13 protein-coding genes and 1 rRNA gene are annotated in these 18,256 nt (G+C 56.1%); 7 read left to right on the plus strand and 7 right to left on the minus strand.

Features of this window, described 5'->3' with window-relative positions:
* From LPB405_RS04395 to pknB, 5 genes are read left to right on the plus strand one after another with little or no spacing between them, the layout of a single operon-like run.
* On the plus strand, nt 1–1,764 hold the full coding sequence (locus LPB405_RS04395) for a PP2C family protein-serine/threonine phosphatase (protein WP_219102020.1): 1,764 nt from the start codon (nt 1–3) through the stop codon (nt 1,762–1,764).
* Nucleotides 1,757–3,217, plus strand: a complete 1,461-nt coding sequence (locus LPB405_RS04400) for an FtsW/RodA/SpoVE family cell cycle protein (RefSeq protein WP_005507381.1) — start codon at nt 1,757–1,759, stop codon at nt 3,215–3,217. The genes LPB405_RS04395 and LPB405_RS04400 overlap by 8 nt, the downstream gene beginning before the upstream one ends.
* Nucleotides 3,210–4,649 carry a peptidoglycan D,D-transpeptidase FtsI family protein gene (locus LPB405_RS04405; protein WP_219102021.1) on the plus strand — a complete coding sequence of 480 codons (1,440 nt, stop codon included), beginning with the start codon at nt 3,210–3,212 and terminating at the stop codon, nt 4,647–4,649. Before LPB405_RS04400 ends, LPB405_RS04405 begins: the two co-directional genes overlap by 8 nt.
* Nucleotides 4,646–6,403, plus strand: a complete 1,758-nt coding sequence (locus LPB405_RS04410) for a protein kinase domain-containing protein (RefSeq protein WP_049350264.1) — start codon at nt 4,646–4,648, stop codon at nt 6,401–6,403. Before LPB405_RS04405 ends, LPB405_RS04410 begins: the two co-directional genes overlap by 4 nt.
* 47 nt (nt 6,404–6,450) lie before the next feature.
* Nucleotides 6,451–8,601 (plus strand): Stk1 family PASTA domain-containing Ser/Thr kinase, encoded by a 2,151-nt coding sequence (gene pknB, locus LPB405_RS04415; RefSeq protein ID WP_219100274.1) that lies wholly within the window; start codon nt 6,451–6,453, stop codon nt 8,599–8,601.
* Nucleotides 8,602–8,827: 226 nt separating this feature from the next.
* On the opposite strand, the gene LPB405_RS04420 is transcribed toward pknB, so the two are convergent.
* Genes LPB405_RS04420 through LPB405_RS04430 form a run of 3 tightly spaced genes read right to left on the minus strand, consistent with a single transcriptional unit; the run spans nt 8,828 to nt 10,405 of the window.
* The gene (locus LPB405_RS04420; RefSeq protein ID WP_219100276.1) at nt 8,828–9,460 is read right to left on the minus strand and encodes an aminodeoxychorismate/anthranilate synthase component II; all 633 of its coding nucleotides are present in this window, start codon (nt 9,458–9,460) and stop codon (nt 8,828–8,830) included.
* 15 nt (nt 9,461–9,475) lie between these two features.
* The gene (locus LPB405_RS04425) at nt 9,476–9,637 is read right to left on the minus strand and encodes a hypothetical protein (RefSeq protein ID WP_005507386.1); all 162 of its coding nucleotides are present in this window, start codon (nt 9,635–9,637) and stop codon (nt 9,476–9,478) included.
* An 18-nt stretch (nt 9,638–9,655) separates the two neighbouring features.
* Entirely contained in the window at nt 9,656–10,405 is a 750-nt protein-coding gene (locus tag LPB405_RS04430; protein ID WP_219100278.1) for a class E sortase, read from the minus strand.
* Nucleotides 10,406–10,563: 158 nt separating this feature from the next.
* On the opposite strand from LPB405_RS04430, the gene LPB405_RS04435 reads away from it, so the two are divergent.
* Nucleotides 10,564–10,878: a cell division protein CrgA gene (locus LPB405_RS04435; RefSeq protein WP_005507388.1), complete on the plus strand. Its 315-nt coding sequence runs from the start codon at nt 10,564–10,566 to the stop codon at nt 10,876–10,878.
* A gap of 199 nt (nt 10,879–11,077) precedes the next feature.
* Here the strand turns inward: LPB405_RS04435 and LPB405_RS04440 are convergent, their stop codons facing one another.
* Nucleotides 11,078–11,995, minus strand: a complete 918-nt coding sequence (locus LPB405_RS04440; RefSeq protein WP_219100280.1) for a LysR family transcriptional regulator ArgP — start codon at nt 11,993–11,995, stop codon at nt 11,078–11,080.
* A gap of 208 nt (nt 11,996–12,203) precedes the next feature.
* Here LPB405_RS04440 and LPB405_RS04445 point away from each other — a divergent pair, with 208 nt between their 5' ends.
* Complete coding sequence (locus LPB405_RS04445) at nt 12,204–12,836, plus strand: LysE/ArgO family amino acid transporter (protein ID WP_219100282.1); 633 nt, start codon at nt 12,204–12,206, stop codon at nt 12,834–12,836.
* Nucleotides 12,837–12,858: 22 nt separating this feature from the next.
* Here LPB405_RS04445 and LPB405_RS04450 read toward each other — a convergent pair whose 3' ends face one another.
* The 3 genes from LPB405_RS04450 to LPB405_RS04460 form a co-directional block, all read right to left on the minus strand.
* Nucleotides 12,859–14,292 carry a D-mannonate dehydratase gene (locus tag LPB405_RS04450; RefSeq protein ID WP_219100284.1) on the minus strand — a complete coding sequence of 478 codons (1,434 nt, stop codon included), beginning with the start codon at nt 14,290–14,292 and terminating at the stop codon, nt 12,859–12,861.
* 47 nt (nt 14,293–14,339) lie between these two features.
* Nucleotides 14,340–14,876, minus strand: coding sequence for a GTPase (locus LPB405_RS04455; RefSeq protein ID WP_231840270.1), 537 nt, complete (start codon nt 14,874–14,876; stop codon nt 14,340–14,342).
* Nucleotides 14,877–15,113: 237 nt separating this feature from the next.
* Nucleotides 15,114–18,205 (minus strand): 23S ribosomal RNA (locus LPB405_RS04460).
* Nucleotides 18,206–18,256 lie beyond the last annotated feature (51 nt).

Consider the following 18,256-nt stretch of genomic DNA (forward strand, 5'->3'; position numbering starts at 1 on the left):
ATGAAGATTGCTTTTCGTTTTGAGGCCCGCTCTGATACGGGTCTGAAACGCTCGAAAAATGATGACTCCGGCTACGGTGGTCGTTTCCTTGCTGTCGTTGCTGACGGCATGGGCGGTCACGTGGGCGGCGATGTCGCGTCGGCTACGACGGTTCTGAATCTGACTCCGCTTGACCACCCTGACTTTGAGGATGGTACCGGTAGCGTTTATCTGGCTGATGAGATTCAGAGTGCGAATCTGATTATTAATGAGCTGGCGGCGAATGATCCGCAGTTGGCGGGTATGGGTACGACCTGTACTGCCCTGCTGATTGATGGTGATTGCATTGAGTTCGCCCATATTGGTGACTCGCGTGCGTATCGTCTGCGCCCGGGCGCTGATGGTGAGTTTGAGCAGATTTCTACTGACCATACGTTTGTGCAGCGTCTGCTCAATGAGGGTCGTATTACCCCGCAGGAGGCGGAGAACCACCCGCATAAGAACGTGATTATGCGCGTTCTGGGTGATGTTGACGCCTCCCCCGAGCTGGAGTTGAAGACTCTGGACGCTGTTCCCGGCGAGCGCTGGGTGCTCTCTTCGGACGGTTTGGATGCTGTGGTGTCCCTGGCGGAGATTGAGCAGGTGATGCGTTCTACCGATGACCTGTCTGAGATTGCTGACACTCTGATTGCGATGACGTTGGAGCGTGGCGCTCCGGATAACGTGACGGTTGTGTCCCTGCAGGTGATTGACCGTGAGGTTCTGCCGGTGGATGAGCCAGTGGGTCCTTCGAGCCTGCCTGAGTCTGCTCTGCCTGATTCGATTGTGGCGGAGCAGGAGGTCAGCACGAATACTCAGAAGCTTCCCGAGGTTGCTGCCACGGCTGAGGCTGCTGAGGCTATTTTGGGTGCGCACCATGATGAGGACTCTGAGGAGTCTCGTCGTCGGTCGTTGCGCCGTTTCCGTCGTGCTCGTGACTTCTCTGGAACCCTGTTGCATAGCGGTTCTGGGGCGGTGCGTCACCATATCGGTACGTACGATAACGCCGTGGATGCGGCTCTTACGAACGCTGCGATTTTGCGTAGCGAGTTGGGTTCCCGCCCGCATCAGCTGGTTGGTGCCGCTTCGGTGGCTACTGAGACCGGCATGATTCCGGCGGTGACTTCGCGTACCCTGGAGCACCGCGCGACGGTGGCTCAGCGTGTGCCGTTGAAGGTTGAGTCTGATGAGGCGGCTCTGCCGGCTGAGTTGGAGGAGCTGATCGCTGAGGATACTGTGGAGCGTTCGCGTCCGCGGGCTTGGTCGATTCGCCTGTTCATTGCTCTGCTGGTTGCGGCTGTTTTGACGCTGGGTGCGTGGACCGGTCTGCGCTATGTGGAGCGTAGCTACTACGTGGGTGAGAGTGATGGCACGGTTGCGGTGTACAACGGTATTCCGCATGCCTTGGGCCCGATTCGTCTTTCTCACGTGGTGGAGAATACCGATATTTCTACGAGTGAGCTGAACGATCATACTCGTTCTTTGTTGCGTAATGCGATTACGGCGAAGGACCTGGATGATGCGCATCAGATTGTGTCTCGTTTGAAGACTCAGGCGGATCAGACGCGTGAGAAGGCTGAGCAGGCTGCAGCGTCTGCCTCGGCTTCCGCTTCCGCTTCCCCGAGCTCTGCGGCACCCAGTGAGGCTCCGAGCTCTGAAGCACCGGGCTCTGATTCGGCATCCCCGGCTCCTGAGCAGGCTTCTTCGGAGGCTCCTGCTGCGGTAGGCGGTGAGAATAATGGCTAAGTTCTCGTTCCGTCGTGAGTCGGATGCGCCTCGTGCACGCCGTTTCACGGAGCTTTTCCTGCTGGTTTTGGCGGTGGGTATCAGCTCGTTCGGCATGTATCTGATTGATCCGGAGCATGCTTTTGATACGTCGAAGAGCCAGTGGTTGCCGTGCACGGTGGTGCTGGGTGCCGGTGCTCTTCTGATTCACCTAGTCATGCAGTTCCGCGCACGTTATGCTGATCCGTTTATTCTGCCGCTGGTGGTGGCGCTGAACGGTATTGGTTTGACCATGATTTATCGTCTGGACCCGCAGATTGCGGCGCCGGTGGGTGATGGTCAGCTGATGTGGACCGGCGTGTCTATGGTGCTGTGCGCGATTATCGTGTTCGTGCTCAGGGATTACCGTCTGCTACGTAAGGTCACGTACACCTCGCTGGTGTTGTCGATGATTCTGCTCATCATGCCGCTGGTTCCGGGTCTGGGTATGGAGCTTAATGGTGCTCGTATTTGGATTCATATCGGTAACCGCACGTTCCAGCCGGGTGAGGTCGCGAAGATTACTTTGGCGATTTTCTTCGCCGGCTATTTGGCGACGCACCGTGACCTGATTCTGGTGGCTGGCCGCCGTATTGGTCCGATTAATCTGCCGCGTCTGCGTGATTTGGCGCCGGTGTTCTTGGCGTGGATTGTGAGCCTGGGTGTTCTGGTGTTCCAGAAGGACCTTGGTTCGGCAATCATGTTCTTTGGTCTGTTCATGGCGATGCTGTACCTGTCGACCGGTCGTATTTCGTGGCTGGTGGTTGCGGGTATCGGTATGGCTGTGGGTGGCTATTTCGCGTACCACTATGTCTCGCACGTGCACGCCCGTATTTATGCGTGGGTGCATGCTTTTGATCCGGAGATTTACCAGGCGTCTCCTGGCGGTTCGGGTCAGATTCTGCAGGGCGTTTTCGGCCTGGCTTATGGCGGTCTTTTTGGCCGCGGTTGGGGTCAGGGCCGCGCGAACCTCGTCCCGTACGCTAACTCGGACATGATTATTTCCTCGTTGGGTGAGGAGCTGGGCCTGGTTGGTCTGGGCGCGATCCTGATGATGTTCATGCTCCTGGTTTCGCGCGGTTACCGTGCGGCGTTGGGTACTCGTGATGGTTTCGGTAAGCTGCTGGCTGCTGGCCTGTCTACGGTCATGGTTCTGCAGCTGTTCGTGGTGATTGGTGGCGTGACTCGCTTGATTCCGCTGACTGGTCTGACGACTCCTTTCATGTCTGCCGGTGGCTCCTCGTTGGTGGCTAACTGGATTATTGTGGCGCTGTGGCTGTCGATTTCTCATAGTGCCCGCGCACCTCACCTGGTGGCTGGTTATGATGCTCCGCAGGGTATTGACCATGCGGACACTAGCTACGAGCCGGAGGGTGCTACTAGCGTTCTGGCGCGTATTACGGCTAAGGATTCTGGAGGTGAGAAGAATGGATAGGGCTATTCGCCGCATGTGGATGTCTGCCGCGTGCGTGTTTGTCCTGCTGATGGGTACCCTCAGCTATATTCAGTTCTTCGATTCGAAGACGCTGATGAATAATCAGTGGAATTCTCGAGCGCTCTACGACAATTACGGTTCGGCACGTGGTTCGATTGTGGTTGATGGTACGGAGATTGCTTCGTCGGTGAAGTCTGATGATGAGTACAACTACCAGCGTGTGTATAACCACCCGCTTAAGTATGCGGCTCTGACCGGTTATTTCTCCACGATTTATGGCGCGACCGGTTTGGAAGCTGCTATGGATAAGGAGCTTGCCGGCACGAGCGATAGCCAGTTCTACGACCGTGTGGCGCAGCTGTTCAGTGGTTCTTCTGCGCAGGGCGCTAGCGTGGAGCTGACGATTAATTCGAAGCTTCAGGATATTGCCTATAACGCGTTGCAGGGCCGTAAGGGTGCTGTGGTGGCGTTGAACCCGAAGACTGGTGAGATTCTGGCGATGGCTTCTTCGCCGTCCTATGATCCGAATCTTCTGTCGTCTCATACGAGCTCTTCGGTGTTGGCAAATTACCAGGCTCTGACTTCTGATGAGGACAGCCCCCTGTTTAACCGTGCGATTGCGGGTAACACCTATTCGCCGGGTTCGACCTTCAAGATTATTGATGCGGTGGCGGCGCTGGAGTCCGGCAAGTACAACGCATCTTCGGTCATTGCGAACCCCGCGCAGTTGCCGCTGCCGGGCACGAACATCAGCCTGCCGAACTATACGGGCAGTCAGTGTTCGACCCGCACTCAGGTGACGATTGAGTGGGCTTTGGCTCAGTCCTGTAATACGCCGTTTGCGCAGATTGCGATGGATTTGGGTCAGGAGCGTATCGCGAAGACCGCTGAGAATTTTGGTTACGGCCAGGATTTGAAGATTCCGTTGACGGTTTCTAAGTCGTCTTTCCCGTCGAATCTGACGCAGAGCCAGCTGGCCCAGTCGGCGATTGGTCAGTACGACGTGAAGACCACTCCGCTGCAGGTGGCGATGACTTCTGCAGCGATTGCAAATGGCGGCGTGCAGATGAAGCCGAACCTGATTCGTTCGGTGAAGACCAGCAACCTGAGCACTTTGCAGGAGTTCTCTCCTGAGAAGCTGCGTACGTCCACTAGCCCTGAAATTGCTAACCAGGTGAAGCAGTGGATGGTGAATGCGGTTGATAATGGTATTGCACGTAATGCTGGTGTCTCCGGTGTGAAGGTGGCGGGTAAGACCGGTACCGCGGAGACCACGGCAGGTTTGAATAATTCTTGGTTTACCGGTTTCGCGCCGGCTGATGATCCTCAGATTGCGATTGCTGTGGTTTATGAGGATATTGACGTGGCGACCGGTGCCCAGTTGGCAACCAGTACTAGTAAGCAACTCTTTGAGGCGGTGTTGAACAAGTGAGGCCTGCGGCTGATATCACTTTGGGCGGGCGCTACACCCTAACCGAACGTATCGCGATTGGCGGTATGGGCGAGGTGTGGAAAGCTCGCGACAAGGTGCTTGGGCGCATCGTTGCGGTCAAGATCCTCAAGGAGGAGTACACCGGTGACCCGGGCTTCTTGGAGCGTTTCCGCGCTGAGGCCCGTAATACGGCGCTGTTGAACCACCCCGGCGTAGCGAACGTTTTCGACTACGGCGAGGAGGACAACTCCGCGTACCTGGTCATGGAGCTGGTGCCGGGTAATCCGCTCTCGAGCATTATCGAGCACGAGACTACCTTGCCGCCCGATCGTATTCTGAACTTCATTGCTCAGACCGCTCGCGCGTTGGCTGCGGCTCATTCGCAGGGTCTGGTGCATCGTGACGTGAAGCCGGGTAACCTGATCATCACTCCGGATGACCGTGTGAAGGTGACCGATTTCGGTATTGCTCGTCTGGCTAACCAGGTGCCGTTGACGGCTACCGGCCAGGTGATGGGCACTGCCCAGTATTTGGCGCCGGAACAGGCAACCGGTCAGGCGGCTACCGCGTCTTCGGATATGTACTCGTTGGGCATTATTGGTTATGAGTGCTTGGTGGGTCGTCGTCCGTTTACGGGTGAGTCGCAGATTGCGATTGCTTTGGCTCAGGTGAATGATCCGCCGCCGCCGCTTCCGGAGACCATCCCGGCTCCTGCTCGTGCGCTCATCATGTGCTTGTTGGCGAAGGACCCGGCTCAGCGTCCTAAGGATGCGACCGCTCTGGCTTCTGCGGTGGATGCGATTCGTCGCCGCGATCTGAAGGCAGCGGTGAAGGCTGTTCCTCCGCTGGCGCAGTTCTTGGCTGAGGAGAATGCTGACGACGGTACTGTCGCGATGACCGCTATGGATGTTGCGGCTGAGCCGATTAGTGCTTCTGCTACTCCGCGTTTTGGTTCTGGTGGTCGTTTCTCGCCGGAGCCGACGACGGCGCCTATTCCTCGTACGGGTGCGCAGACGATGCGTCCGGCTTCGGGCCGCGTGAAGTCTACTCCTGCTCCTGCAGCGAAGCGTGGCCCGAACGTGTGGATGTGGGTTGCTCTGCTTCTGGCAATCGTGCTGATTGCTGGCGGTATTTGGACGGTTCTTTCCTCCAATAATGGTGGCGGTTCGACTGATCCGGTTCCGAGCGCTTCTTCGTCTGCTGTTCCGACGAACACGGGTACCGTTTCTACGGTGGAGCCGACTGAGTCTGCTTCTGCCCGTGCCGCTAAGCAGAAGGTGACCGTCAACGCGATTAACTACGAGGGTCGCGAGCTGCAGGATGCGGTGAACGAGCTGAAGAACCTTGGCCTGTCCCCCAAGACTGAGGGTGTTGAGTCGACTCAGCCGGAGAACACGGTGATTTCGGTTTCTCCGACGGGTACTTTGGAGCAGGGTAATAGCGTGACTGTTCGCTATTCAACCGGTCCGAAGTCGGTGACTTTGCCGTCGAACCTTGAGGGTAAGAATGTTGATGAGGCGTCGAAGGCTGTTGCCGCTCTGGGTGTGAATGTTTCTCTGCATTATGAGAATTCGGACACTGCGGCCCCCGGTACGGTGCTTCGTACTACCCCCTCATCTGGCACCAAGGTCACGGTTGGTAGTAATGTAGACATGTATGTGGCCTCTTCCAGTTCGGGTAGGGGTTCGAGTGCGAGCGCTTCTGCTGCACCGTCTGCGTCGGCTTCTGCTTCCGCTTCTGCGTCGGCGCGTTAGCCCCTACATTTTGATTTAGTTTTAGTCTTAGTAATCCAGGAGAACTTATGGACCTGTCGGTTCCCGACACGGTTGATAACCGTTACAAGGTACTCGAGGTAATCGGTACCGGTGCAATGGCAACCGTTTATGCTGCTGAGGATACTCGCCTCGGCCGCAAGGTTGCGCTTAAGATTCTGCGCCCGGAGCAGGCCCAGGACGCTACGTTCCGCGCACGCTTTAAGCGTGAGGCGGAGGCTGTTGCGTCTCTGAACAATCCTGCGATTGTTGCTGTCTATGACACCGGCTCATATAACCCCTCGAAGGATGGTGAGGAGTCTTCTTCGGAAGATAGCACCGCTATTCCTTATATTGTGATGGAGTACGTGGAGGGTCATACTCTGCGTTCCATTCTGTCTCGTGGCGGCCACCTGCCGGTCCGTGATGCTTTAGGTTACTCCGAGCAGCTTCTGGGCGCTTTGCAGTACAGCCACTCGATGGGCATTATTCACCGCGACATTAAGCCGGCGAATATTATGGTGCTGGAGCGTACCAGCGAGGACATCGCTAAGGGTCAGCCGGGCCAGATTAAGGTCATGGATTTCGGTATTTCCCGTGCCATTGAGGAAGCTGGCGAGGCGCTGACCAAGGCTAACGTGGTGATGGGTAGCGCACGCTACATGTCCCCGGAGCAGGTGAGCGGCAAGGATGTTGACGCCCGTAGTGACCTGTACTCTGCTGCGTGCGTGATTTACGAGATGATTGCTGGTCGTTCTCCGTTTGACGCTGAGTCGAATGTTGACCTGGCGGCTAAGCACCTCTCTGACGCTCCTGAGCCTCCGAGCAAGTTCACCCCGCTTGAGGTTCCTGCTGGTCTGGATGCTGTGATTCTGAAGGGTCTGGCGAAGAACCCGGATGAGCGTTATCAGAGTGCTGCTGAGTTCGCTCAGGCTTTGGTGTCGGTTGTTCGCCCGGGTGAAGAGACCGTAGTTCAGGATGCAGCGATGACTACTGCGTTTGTACCTTCGGCGACTACCGCTTCCTTGGGTGAGGATTACGCTCCGTACACCACCTCGATTACTGAGGCTTCGGTGGAGGACGGCGGCCTCAACGGCTTCTTCGAGTACGAAGACGATGAGGAACTGTACGACGATGAGGAGTACGCGGAGTACGATGAGTCTTCGCCGCGTAAGCGTGCGTGGGTTCGTTTCCTCGTGGGTACTCTGATTGCTGCTCTGCTGGTTTTCAGTGTCGGCTCGGTGCTGTACTACCAGAACAAGCTCAATGAGGTTCCGCAGGTTCAGGTTCCGGCTGTGGTGAATGTTTCCCGCGATGATGCCGATAACCAGCTGCGTAACCGAGGCTTCGTGGTGGAGTACCGTCAGGGCTACTCGGACAACATCAAGAAGGGTGACGTTATCAGCGTCGAGCCGGGTGTCGGTTCAAAGGTTAATAAGGGTTCGACTGTGACCGTGACTGTTTCTAGCGGTCCGGAGAAGGTCAAGTTGCCGGATAACCTGCAGGGTCAGAGTGAGGCGTATGTCCGTAACGCTCTGAAGGATCTTGGTCTGGTGGATGGCCGCGTCTCCACTGTGGAGAGCGCTTCGGTTCCTGCGGGTATGGTTGTGGAGCTTTCCCCGGAGAAGGGCTCGACCGATGATAAGGGCGTTCAGACCGTTGAGGCTGGTAGCACCGTGAACATCGTCCTGTCCTCCGGTAAGGTGAAGGTCCCCTCGCTGGTGGGTCTGACCAAGGATCAGGCGATTGCTGCTCTGACCGCTCAGGATGTTCTGCTGAACACCAACATTGAGACCGTTCAGACTAACGAGCGTCCTGCGGGCACTGTGCTTTCGCAGAGCTCTGCAGCGGGTACTCTGGTGGCTCAGAACAGCACTGTGACGATCCGTGTGGCTGCTACTCCGACTCAGACGACCGCGCCGACTACTGCGGCTACTCAGCCTGCGGCAGCAACCGGTAACCAGAACTCTGCTGCAACGACTGGTAATCAGAATTCTGCTGCGACCAATAACCAGCAGCGTTCTACCGCTACCCAGCCGACTACTGCGGCTACTCAGCCTGCGGCAGCGAATAACCAGCAGCGTTCTACCGCTACGGCTACTCCGGCACCGGCTGCGTCCACTACTGCGGGTACCCGTACGCTTCAGGGTACTAACGCGAACGCCAATGCGAACAACGCTAATAACGCTAACGCCCGCTAAGGGGTTCTAGCGGCTAGCAAAAGGGGCGGCGCTCCACACCAAATGGTGTGGGGTGCCGCCCCTTTTTGTGTACCTGAGGTTTCGTATACCTAGGTTTTGTGTACCTGGGTTCCGGTTAGGAAGTGTGCGGGGGTAGAGTTATCGCCTCCAGTTTCCCTATAGCGTGTCTGCTACGGGGCTTCTGGAGGCGATATAAGCCGTTGAGGGCGTCTAAGGCTAAAGGTTACTAAGCCATGAGGGGTGAGAGGCTCTTAGCGCGCTCTGCGGCTCCCTGCAGGCCGGTTTCTTCGAGCCAGTTGCCGAGCATGAGGTATCCGCTTTCCGTCAGGACCGATTCGGGGTGGAACTGCACGCCGTGCATGGGGGCTTCGCGGTGGCGCAGACCCATAATGATGCCGTTGTCGGTGGTGGAGGTGGTTTCCAGGACCTCGGGCATGGTTTCGGGTACGACTGCCAGGGAGTGGTAGCGGGTCGCGGTGAAGGGGCAGGGCACGTCCTTGAAGACGGAGACGTTCTCGTGCACGAGGCGGGAGGTCTTGCCGTGCATGAGTTCGGGGGCGTGGGTAACGGTGCCGCCGAATGCCTCCGCGATGGCCTGGTGGCCGAGGCATACGCCCAGTAGAGGCTTCTTCGCTTCGGCTGCCCAGCGGATGGTGTCGATGATGACGCCTGCTTCTGCGGGGGCGCCGGGGCCCGGGGAAACGAGCACGCCGTCGTGTTCTTCGGCGAGCTTAATGACGGTGTCGAGGTCGTATTCGTCGTTACGGATGACGGTGGTTTCAGCGCCGAGCTGCTGGATGTAGCCGACGAGGGTGAAGACGAAGCTGTCGTAGTTGTCGATGACAAGGATGCGGGTCATGGCACGTCCTTAGCGCTAATGGTTGATGGTGACGTTCAGGTTGAAGGGGCCGTACTCTGCGAAGTGGGGGAAGACGAATTCCATGAGCAGGTAGACTACGGCGAGTATCAGCACGATGGCGATGATGATGCGAACCCACAGGGGCCCGGGGAGGTGACGGAAAATCCATGCGTACATCTACTTTTCCTCTCAGATTTAGGATTTTGCGACGGAGGCGGCAATTTCTGCGGGCGCTCCGGCTGCTGCGGGCCGCCAGGATTCGAGGCGGGCGTGGACAATGTATCGTTCGGTGTCGCCGTAGCGCGGGTGGCAGGTGGTGAGCGTCAGGAGGCGCTCGGTGGGTGCTACGCCGGGCTGTCCGGGGACGGGTTCGATGACTTCTACCTGGTCGGGTTGCACGATTTCGTGGCTGTAGACGGTGTAAGTGTAGTAGCCGTCTTTGGTGCGCACGTAGATGTGGTCGCCTTCGGTGAGCAGGTCGATGTCGTTGAGGACTTTACCTCGGGTTTGGCGGTGGCCTGCGAGGGAGAAGTTGCCGACCTGTCCGGGCATGGCGCTTCCTTCGTAGTGACCGAGTCCGAGGGAGTCGAGCACGTCGGAGCTGGTGCCCTGGGTGGCGGGGCGCTGGTAGTCGGATCCGAACTTGGGGATGTAGACGACGCCGAAGACTTCACCGTGGCCGGGTTCGCTCAGACCGGCGGGCGGGGTGTTGGGGTCCCAGTCGGGGAGGGGTTCGGCGGGGTTGGAGTCGAATTCCTGGACGAGGGTGCTGACGGCTTGGGATTGGGTGCGGTCGGCGTCGATGTTGGTCCACCAGAGCTGCCATGCGACGAAGAGCAGTAGCAGCAGGCCGATGGTGATAAGGAGTTCGCCTGTAATCTGGATGATCCAGTGCAGCACGGTGCGGGGCCGGCGCTCTGCGGTGGGTGCCGTTCCTTGACTCATGCGTTCTCCTTTGTCCTTTGGGTTGTGTATGTTCTTGGGCGCCGGGTGGCGTTCCTTATCTTTCAACGCATAGAGAAGGTGAAATCATCCCGTAAGTCTGCAAAGATAGGTGTGAACATAATTTTTAGGTTACCCATACAACAATAAGCGGAGGAAGTATGTCGACCAACTCGGCTAAGGCATCGTCCAAGAAGAAGTCTCAGAAGTCTGCTAAGTCTGAGGTGGAGGATGCGAGCGAGCTGCGTCTGCGTGAGATTGCTCGTGAGATGGAGAGCGGCACGCAGCTGAAGGAGCAGACTCCGTTGTGGTACCGCGTGATTATGTTCTCGCTGTTGGCGGTGGGCATTCTGTGGATTATTGTTTTCTACATTACGCAGGGCCTGTTCCCGATTCCTGATTTGGGTATGTGGAATGTGAGTGTTGGTGTGGGCGCCATGATGGTGAGCATGCTGATGATGACTCGCTGGCGTTAGAGTTTAGACGTTAAGACTTAGGCGTTAGAGCTTATAGAGAGGCGGCCGTCCCGTGTGGGGCGGCCGCCTCTGTATGCGTGGTGGGGTATTGAGAGAGTTTATTACCCGGTTCTCATATTCTTATATAAACATATAGTCTAGTCAGACTTATATTTTTATTATTTTGGATTAAGTTCAGCCTCATGAACCAAGGGATCCTTTAGTAGATCAGGTCGCCTCGTGCCGCTTCGTGGACGCGGCGGGTTACGGTCTCCATAACGGGTGAGTTGATGTTCCACCGCTGCCAGTAGAGGGGGAATTCTACGGGGGTTGCGGCGAGCTTCACGAGGTGCCCACTTTCGAGTTCTTCGGCGCATTGCGCCTCAGGAATGAGGCCCCAGGCAATACCGGAGCTGACGGCACGCGCATAGTCCGGGGATGAGGGGATGTAGATGGTGGGGCTTTGGATGAAGGTTTCTTCAGCCTCCAGACCTACCTCTTTTTCAATGAGGGCTCGTGCTATATCCTGCACAAAGTCTTTACGGTCATATTCGACAACGGGGGCACGATTGAGCTCTTCGCGACTCATGGTCTTGGGCCAGCCGGGCAGGTACCGCTGCACGAAGTCGGGGGTGGCAACGCACCAGTAGCGTGCCACACCGAGGGTTTCGACGGAGCAGCCGGGGATTTTTTCGGGTTTGGAGGTGATGACTGCCATGACTTCTCCGGATCGGAGCATAGCGGAGGAGTGGAATTCGCCTTCTCGTCGCAGGTCACAGAAGATGCTGTCTTCGCGGCTGAGGATTCCTACGGCGTCGAGGAACCAGGTAGCGAGTGAGTCGGCGTTGACGGCAACGGAGACGCTCTGGAAGCCGCCGGCGCCCATGAGTTCGCGTTCCATTTCTTGCTGCAGGAATTCGCTTTGTCGGGCGATGCGCAGTACGCTTTGTCCGGCGTCGGTGGGGGTGACGGGGTTGCTTCGGCGTACCAGGACTTTTCCGGCAATCTGTTCCATGGCTTTGATGCGCTGGGAGATGGCGGAGGGGCTCACTCGCAGGATATCTGCTGCCGCGTCGAAGGTGCCGTATTCAATGACGGTGGCGAAGGTGGTGAGCTGGTCGGTACTGAAACGTGTCATAAGAATATCTTACGCAGTGTGAAAATATTTAGATAGATTTAGGGTCCTTTTTCCCGTATTCTCGTCTCTGGCACTTCACACTTCAGCTAACGCAGGCTTTATCCCTGCGTCGCGAGCTTTTGCCTGGCAAGCTGGTAGTAAGAGAGCCGCTACCCACCACTGCGTACGCGGGTTCATACCCCGTTTGATCAACAGAGAAAGTTTCACGATGTCCGCATCCCTCTCCCTGCTGTTTCTGGGTGCTACCACCACGATTTCTTTGGTGGCGGCTATTGGCGCCCAGGGAACTTTTGTGCTGCGTCAGGGTATTTTGGGTCGGCATATTACCCCGATTATTATTTTCTGCATTCTGTCGGATGCTCTGATGATTGGTTTGGGCGTTGTGGGTCTGGGTGCCCTGTTGGATGCGGCGCCGTGGTTTATTGAGGTGTTCCGCTACGTGGGTGCGGCGTTTTTGGCGTGGTTTGGTTTTGAGTCTGGCCGCCGCGTGTTTACTCCGCACTCCATCGTGGTTGATGAAGCGGATGGTGATTCTCAGTCGCTGAAGGCGGCCCTGCTGACCACGGCGGCGGTCACCTACCTCAACCCGCTGGCATGGTTGGACACAACGATTTTCCTCGGTTCTCTGGCTAATACGCAGGGCGATCCCGGCCGCTGGTGGTATTACCTGGGATGCTGCTGCGGTAGCGTGCTGTGGTTCCTCATGATTGGCTACGGCTCACGAATTTTACGTCCGCTCTTTGCCCGCCCGGAGGCCTGGCGTGTACTTGATGCGGCGGTGGCCCTACTCATGGTGTATCTGGTATTCAACCTGCTGACAGTGAACCTGTCGACCCACTAGCTTCTACCCCTACCTAACCTCTTTACGCCTTGTCAGGCTCTTTTTGCACTCTCTCCTCCTCGCTGAGGGGTATGAGTACTTCGTTCTTGGGCATGGTAAGCAGGCCCAGGTAGATATCGCGAATAACCAGGATGTGCTTAATTCGCGCAATCATGGGCTTGAGGAAGCTTCGGGCGTATTTTTCGTCGCTACTGGTGGTTGCGACAAAGCTGAGTCCGGAGAACACGGCAACGATCATGGACACCTTGATGACCACGGCGTTGATGTTGGTGTCTACGCCGAGGATTTTGAGGTGTTCGGGTTTGACGGTCATCCACGATTCAATGGTGGTATCGCTAATGGCGATGGACGAGAAGCCCATGAAGAATCCGAAGACGAGCATCATGAAGAGGGTCGCCTGAATAATCTGCCCAATCATGGGGATGATAATGAGGTTGCCCCAGGGCGCGGTTTTGAGGGGTCGGTGTTCGAGGATTTTCTTCTCTTCGACCCAGTCTTGGGCGGTGTTCCATATTCCACCTTCGAGGGCTGCGGCATGCTCGTAGTCGCTCTCGCTAAACCTTGCGATGTCGTCGCCTCTGTTGCGTCCTAGAAGGCGTGCTGTGCGCTCTAGGGAGGTCGTGACGACCACGAACACGGCGAGTAGCCCCATGAGGCCCAGAACCGCCCAGGTCCGCGGGAAGCTGAGTCCGTTGGCGAGCTTCCAGAGGTCTGCGTTCACGAAGATAAAGAGTACGGACACCATGAGTACGGGCAGTACTTTCGCGATCATGGGCGACAGGGATGCGAGCTGGTGGATGGCGTGCTTGAGGGACCAGCCGAGTACGGTATCTACGCCCAAGAAGATGGCGAGGTAGATTCCGATAACAATCAGGGGGAAGACCTGTCCGCCGTCATAGACGAAGTCTATGCCTTCAAGGGTGCTTGCTTCGAAGACGCCGGTGGTGAAGAGCATTCCGGCAAAAAGTAGGGTAAGAATACCCGTGGTGATTTGAACCCACTGCGGGGTACGGACCATCAGCATGTGAGCAAGAGCGATGAACGCACCGGAGATAATCGGCATAACGAGGAAAATCCCGCCGAGTACGAGCACTGGGAGTACTTCGTTGCTGAGGGCGCTATCGCTTGTGAGAGCTTTGATGTAGTTCGGTAGGGAACCCTTCACGTCCTCTACGACGAAGAGGAGAATGTCGCGCAGGAAGATATAGCAGATATGCATGATGCCAGCCCACAGGATCCACGGCACGGAGCGTGGGAACGCATCGAGAGCACGTTGACGGGCAGGAATAATGAGGGGCACGCCCTGTTTACGGAACCAGATATTGCTCTGCTTTAGCATGTCAGCCTTGCTATAGTGCAGGGGTTCTTCTCCCGATGCAGGGGTCTTCTTGTGAAGGCGCGCCCAGCGAGGGCGTGCGTCCTTCTGCTGCGGGGTGTTCTGGTCCTGTGTGCTCATGACATACCACTCTACAGGGGTTGAGAACCTCTTTTATCCGAAGGCCCCTATAGCTCTTCTCGCTGGAGTTCAGTTCCAATGAAACGACTGTAGGCACCCATAAGTAGGGCTGCTGCTGCTTCCTGTTCAGCGTAGATGCCCAGTTCCTCGTCTTCACGACCAGTGTAGGTGCCGCTACTGATTTCGAGCAGGGATAACGGTCCTTCTGCGGTCTCCGGTGCCAGGGCATCCAGGATGAAGCTCAGGCTTTCTTCTGATTCTTCAGCTACTCCCAGGAGGCGTCCCAAGTGTGTACCCGGGTAGGGTGCGATGGTGAGGACGTCTTCGTTCTCGCATTGGATAATGCGTGCGACAGGAATGATATCCCCGGCTGCGGTCTCTTCGAGCAGTAGCTCAGTGGAGAGGTCGATATGGCTTTCCTCGCTCTGTAGGAGCTGCCTGGGCCACCAGAGGTGAATGTATTCGGTCAGTGCCGCCCAGGTTTCGTGAGGCTCCAGTGTGCTCTCTACGTAGAGGGCTGCCGTTCGTTCTTCACCGTTGTGTTGGTGCTGCTGATCGACGGGCTCTGGTGCGTGGGAAAACATGGGGTAGTGCATGGTTCTACTCTATCCCAGTGTGTCTGTGAAGAGCATTCTTCCTTGTAGTCAGAGCCATAGACAAGGGTCTGAGGGTACAAAAAAAGGGGGCAGACCCATGCGGGTCTGCCCCCTTTCTAACTTTAGCTGTTAAAGCAAAAGAGCCCGCGCAAGCGGGCTCTTTTTATTGCCTATTGGATTGTTATCCAAAAACCATACAGTGAACGCAAACAACAAACATCTCGAAAAAGTAAGCCTTCGGCCTATTAGTACCAGTCAACTCCACGAGTCTTCAGTCCCCGCTTCCATACCCGGCCTATCAACCTCATCATCTATAAGGAGCCTCACACACCAAAAGTGCCAGGAAATCTCATCTCGAAACAGGCTTCCCGCTTAGATGCTTTCAGCGGTTATCCCTCCCGAACGTAGCCAATCAGCCATGCACCTGGCGGTACAACTGACATACCAGAGGTTCGTCCGTCCCGGTCCTCTCGTACTAAGGACAGCCTTTCTCAAATTTCCAACGCGCGCAGCGGATAGGGACCGAACTGTCTCACGACGTTCTGAACCCAGCTCGCGTACCGCTTTAATGGGCGAACAGCCCAACCCTTGGGACCGACTCCAGCCCCAGGATGCGACGAGCCGACATCGAGGTGCCAAACCATGCCGTCGATATGGACTCTTGGGCAAGATCAGCCTGTTATCCCCGAGGTACCTTTTATCCGTTGAGCGACGGCCGTTCCACAACGTACCGCCGGATCACTAGTCCCGACTTTCGTCCCTGCTCGACCTGCCAGTCTCACAGTCAAGCTCCCTTGTGCACTTACACTCAACACCTGATTGCCAACCAGGCTGAGGGAACCTTTGGGCGCCTCCGTTACACTTTAGGAGGCAACCGCCCCAGTTAAACTACCCATCAGGCACTGTCCCTGAACCAGATCATGGCCCGAAGTTAGACATCCAGATTGACCAGAGTGGTATTTCAACAACGACTCCACACAAACTAGCGTCCATGCTTCACAGTCTCCCACCTATCCTACACAAGCCAAACCAAACACCAATACCAAACTATAGTAAAGGTCACGGGGTCTTTCCGTCCTGCTGCGCGAAACGAGCATCTTTACTCGTACTGCAATTTCGCCGAGTTCATGGTTGAGACAGTAGGGAAGTCGTTACTCCATTCGTGCAGGTCGGAACTTACCCGACAAGGAATTTCGCTACCTTAGGATGGTTATAGTTACCACCGCCGTTTACTGGGGCTTAAATTCTCAGCTTCGCCCAAAAAAGGCTAACCAATCCTCTTAACCTTCCAGCACCGGGCAGGAGTCAGTCCGTATACATCGTCTTACGACTTCGCACGGACCTGTGTTTTTGATAAACAGTCGCTTCCCCCTGGTCTCTGCGACCCATACACGCTCCAGGCAGCAAATGCCCATCACGCTCAAGGTCCCCCTTCTCCCGAAGTTACGGGGGCATTTTGCCGAGTTCCTTAACCATGATTCTCTCGATCGCCTTAGTATTCTCTACCTGATCACCTGTGTCGGTTTAGGGTACGGGCGGCTAAAACCTCACGCCGATGCTTTTCTCGGCAGCATAGGATCACCAAATCCCCCAAAAACGGGGTCCCATCACGTCTCAGGCACACAGCCGGCGCATTTAACAACCGACAACCCTACACGCTTAGACCACGACAACCATCGCGTGGCTTGGCTACCTTCCTGCGTCACACCTGTTAACACGTTTACCTCCAAAGATCGGGTCCCACAACCCACACAACACACAAACAAAAGCCTGCACATCATGCTTCGCATGGTTAGCATCACAATATCAGTATGGGCGGTTTTTCACCGGTACGGGAATATCAACCCGTTATCCATCGACTACGCCTGTCGGCCTCGCCTTAGGCCCCGACTAACCCAGGGCAGATTAACTTGACCCTGGAACCCTTGATCATCCGGCGGATGAGTTTCTCACTCATCTTTCGCTACTCATGCCTGCATTCTCACTCGCATAGCCTCCACCACTGGTTTACACCGCAGCTTCACCGGCCACACGACGCTCCCCTACCCAACAACCCCAAAGGGTCATTGCCACAACTTCGGCGGTGTACTTGAGCCCCGCTACATTATCGGCGCAGAATCACTTGACCAGTGAGCTGTTACGCACTCTTTCAAGGATGGCTGCTTCTAAGCCAACCTCCTGGTTGTCTAAGCAACTCCACATCCTTTCCCACTTAGCACACGCTTAGGGGCCTTAGTTGGTGGTCTGGGCTGTTTCCCTCTCGACAATGAAGCTTATCCCCCACTGTCTCACTGCTACGCTCTCACTTACCGGCATTCGGAGTTTAGCTGACGTCAGTAACCCGTGAAGGCCCATCGGCCATCCAGTAGCTCTACCTCCGGCAAGAAACACGTAACGCTGCACCTAAATGCATTTCGGGGAGAACCAGCTATCACAGAGTTTGATTGGCCTTTCACCCCTATCCACAGCTCATCCCCTCCATTTTCAACTGAAGTGGGTTCGGTCCTCCACGACGTCTTACCGTCGCTTCAACCTGGCCATGGATAGATCACTCCGCTTCGGGTCTAGGTCATGCCACTCAAACGCCCTATTCAGACTCGCTTTCGCTACGGATACCCCACACGGGTTAACCTCGCGACATAACACTAACTCGCAGGCTCATTCTTCAAAAGGCACGCTGTCACCCCAAAAGGCTCCAACGGCTTGTAAGCACACGGTTTCAGGTACTATTTCACTCCCCTCCCGGGGTACTTTTCACCATTCCCTCACGGTACTGATTCACTATCGGTCACTAAGAAGTATTTAGACTTACCAGGTGGTCCTGGCAGATTCACACGAGATTCCACGAGCCCCGTGCTACTCGGGTGGCCACACCACGGACAGAACAATTTCGATTACGGGACTCTCACCCTCTACGGCCGACCATTCCAAGTCGTTCACCTACCATCCTGAACATCATGCCGGCAGCCAGTTAGAACTGCCACTGTGACTCCCACAACCCCCATGATGCAACGCCTAACCGCTATCACACACCACAGGTTTAGTCTCTTCCGCTTTCGCTCGCCACTACTCACAGAATCATTACTTTATTTTCTCTTCCTGCGGGTACTGAGATGTTTCACTTCCCCGCGTTCCCCCCAACCAGCCTATACATTCAGCTGGCGGTAACTCACCATGAAGATGAGCCAGGTTTCCCCATTCGGAAATCCTCGGATCACAGCCCAGTTATCGGCTCCCCGAGGCTTATCGCAGATTCACACGTCCTTCATCGGCTCTTAATGCCAAGGCATCCACCGTGTGCCCTTAATAACTTACACACAATCAAGAAAAATAAGAATCTAAAATCAACAATCAAACCAACACCAAAG

This window comes from Rothia mucilaginosa, from assembly GCF_019334805.1.
In the GTDB taxonomy this organism is placed as follows: Bacteria; Actinomycetota; Actinomycetes; order Actinomycetales; family Micrococcaceae; genus Rothia; species Rothia mucilaginosa_C.

Bases quoted from the DNA above. Each gene is read 5' to 3' on its own strand.
- LPB405_RS04395 (WP_219102020.1), top strand. From the start codon at position 1: ATGAAGATTGCTTTTCGTTTTGAGGCCCGCTCTGATACGGGTCTGAAA.
- LPB405_RS04400 (WP_005507381.1), top strand. From the start codon at position 1,757: ATGGCTAAGTTCTCGTTCCGTCGTGAGTCGGATGCGCCTCGTGCACGC.
- LPB405_RS04405 (WP_219102021.1), top strand. From the start codon at position 3,210: ATGGATAGGGCTATTCGCCGCATGTGGATGTCTGCCGCGTGCGTGTTT.
- pknB (WP_219100274.1), top strand. From the start codon at position 6,451: ATGGACCTGTCGGTTCCCGACACGGTTGATAACCGTTACAAGGTACTC.
- LPB405_RS04420 (WP_219100276.1), bottom strand. From the start codon at position 9,460: ATGACCCGCATCCTTGTCATCGACAACTACGACAGCTTCGTCTTCACC.
- LPB405_RS04425 (WP_005507386.1), bottom strand. From the start codon at position 9,637: ATGTACGCATGGATTTTCCGTCACCTCCCCGGGCCCCTGTGGGTTCGC.
- LPB405_RS04430 (WP_219100278.1), bottom strand. From the start codon at position 10,405: ATGAGTCAAGGAACGGCACCCACCGCAGAGCGCCGGCCCCGCACCGTG.
- LPB405_RS04435 (WP_005507388.1), top strand. From the start codon at position 10,564: ATGTCGACCAACTCGGCTAAGGCATCGTCCAAGAAGAAGTCTCAGAAG.
- LPB405_RS04440 (WP_219100280.1), bottom strand. From the start codon at position 11,995: ATGACACGTTTCAGTACCGACCAGCTCACCACCTTCGCCACCGTCATT.
- LPB405_RS04445 (WP_219100282.1), top strand. From the start codon at position 12,204: ATGTCCGCATCCCTCTCCCTGCTGTTTCTGGGTGCTACCACCACGATT.
- LPB405_RS04450 (WP_219100284.1), bottom strand. From the start codon at position 14,292: ATGAGCACACAGGACCAGAACACCCCGCAGCAGAAGGACGCACGCCCT.
- LPB405_RS04455 (WP_231840270.1), bottom strand. From the start codon at position 14,876: ATGTTTTCCCACGCACCAGAGCCCGTCGATCAGCAGCACCAACACAAC.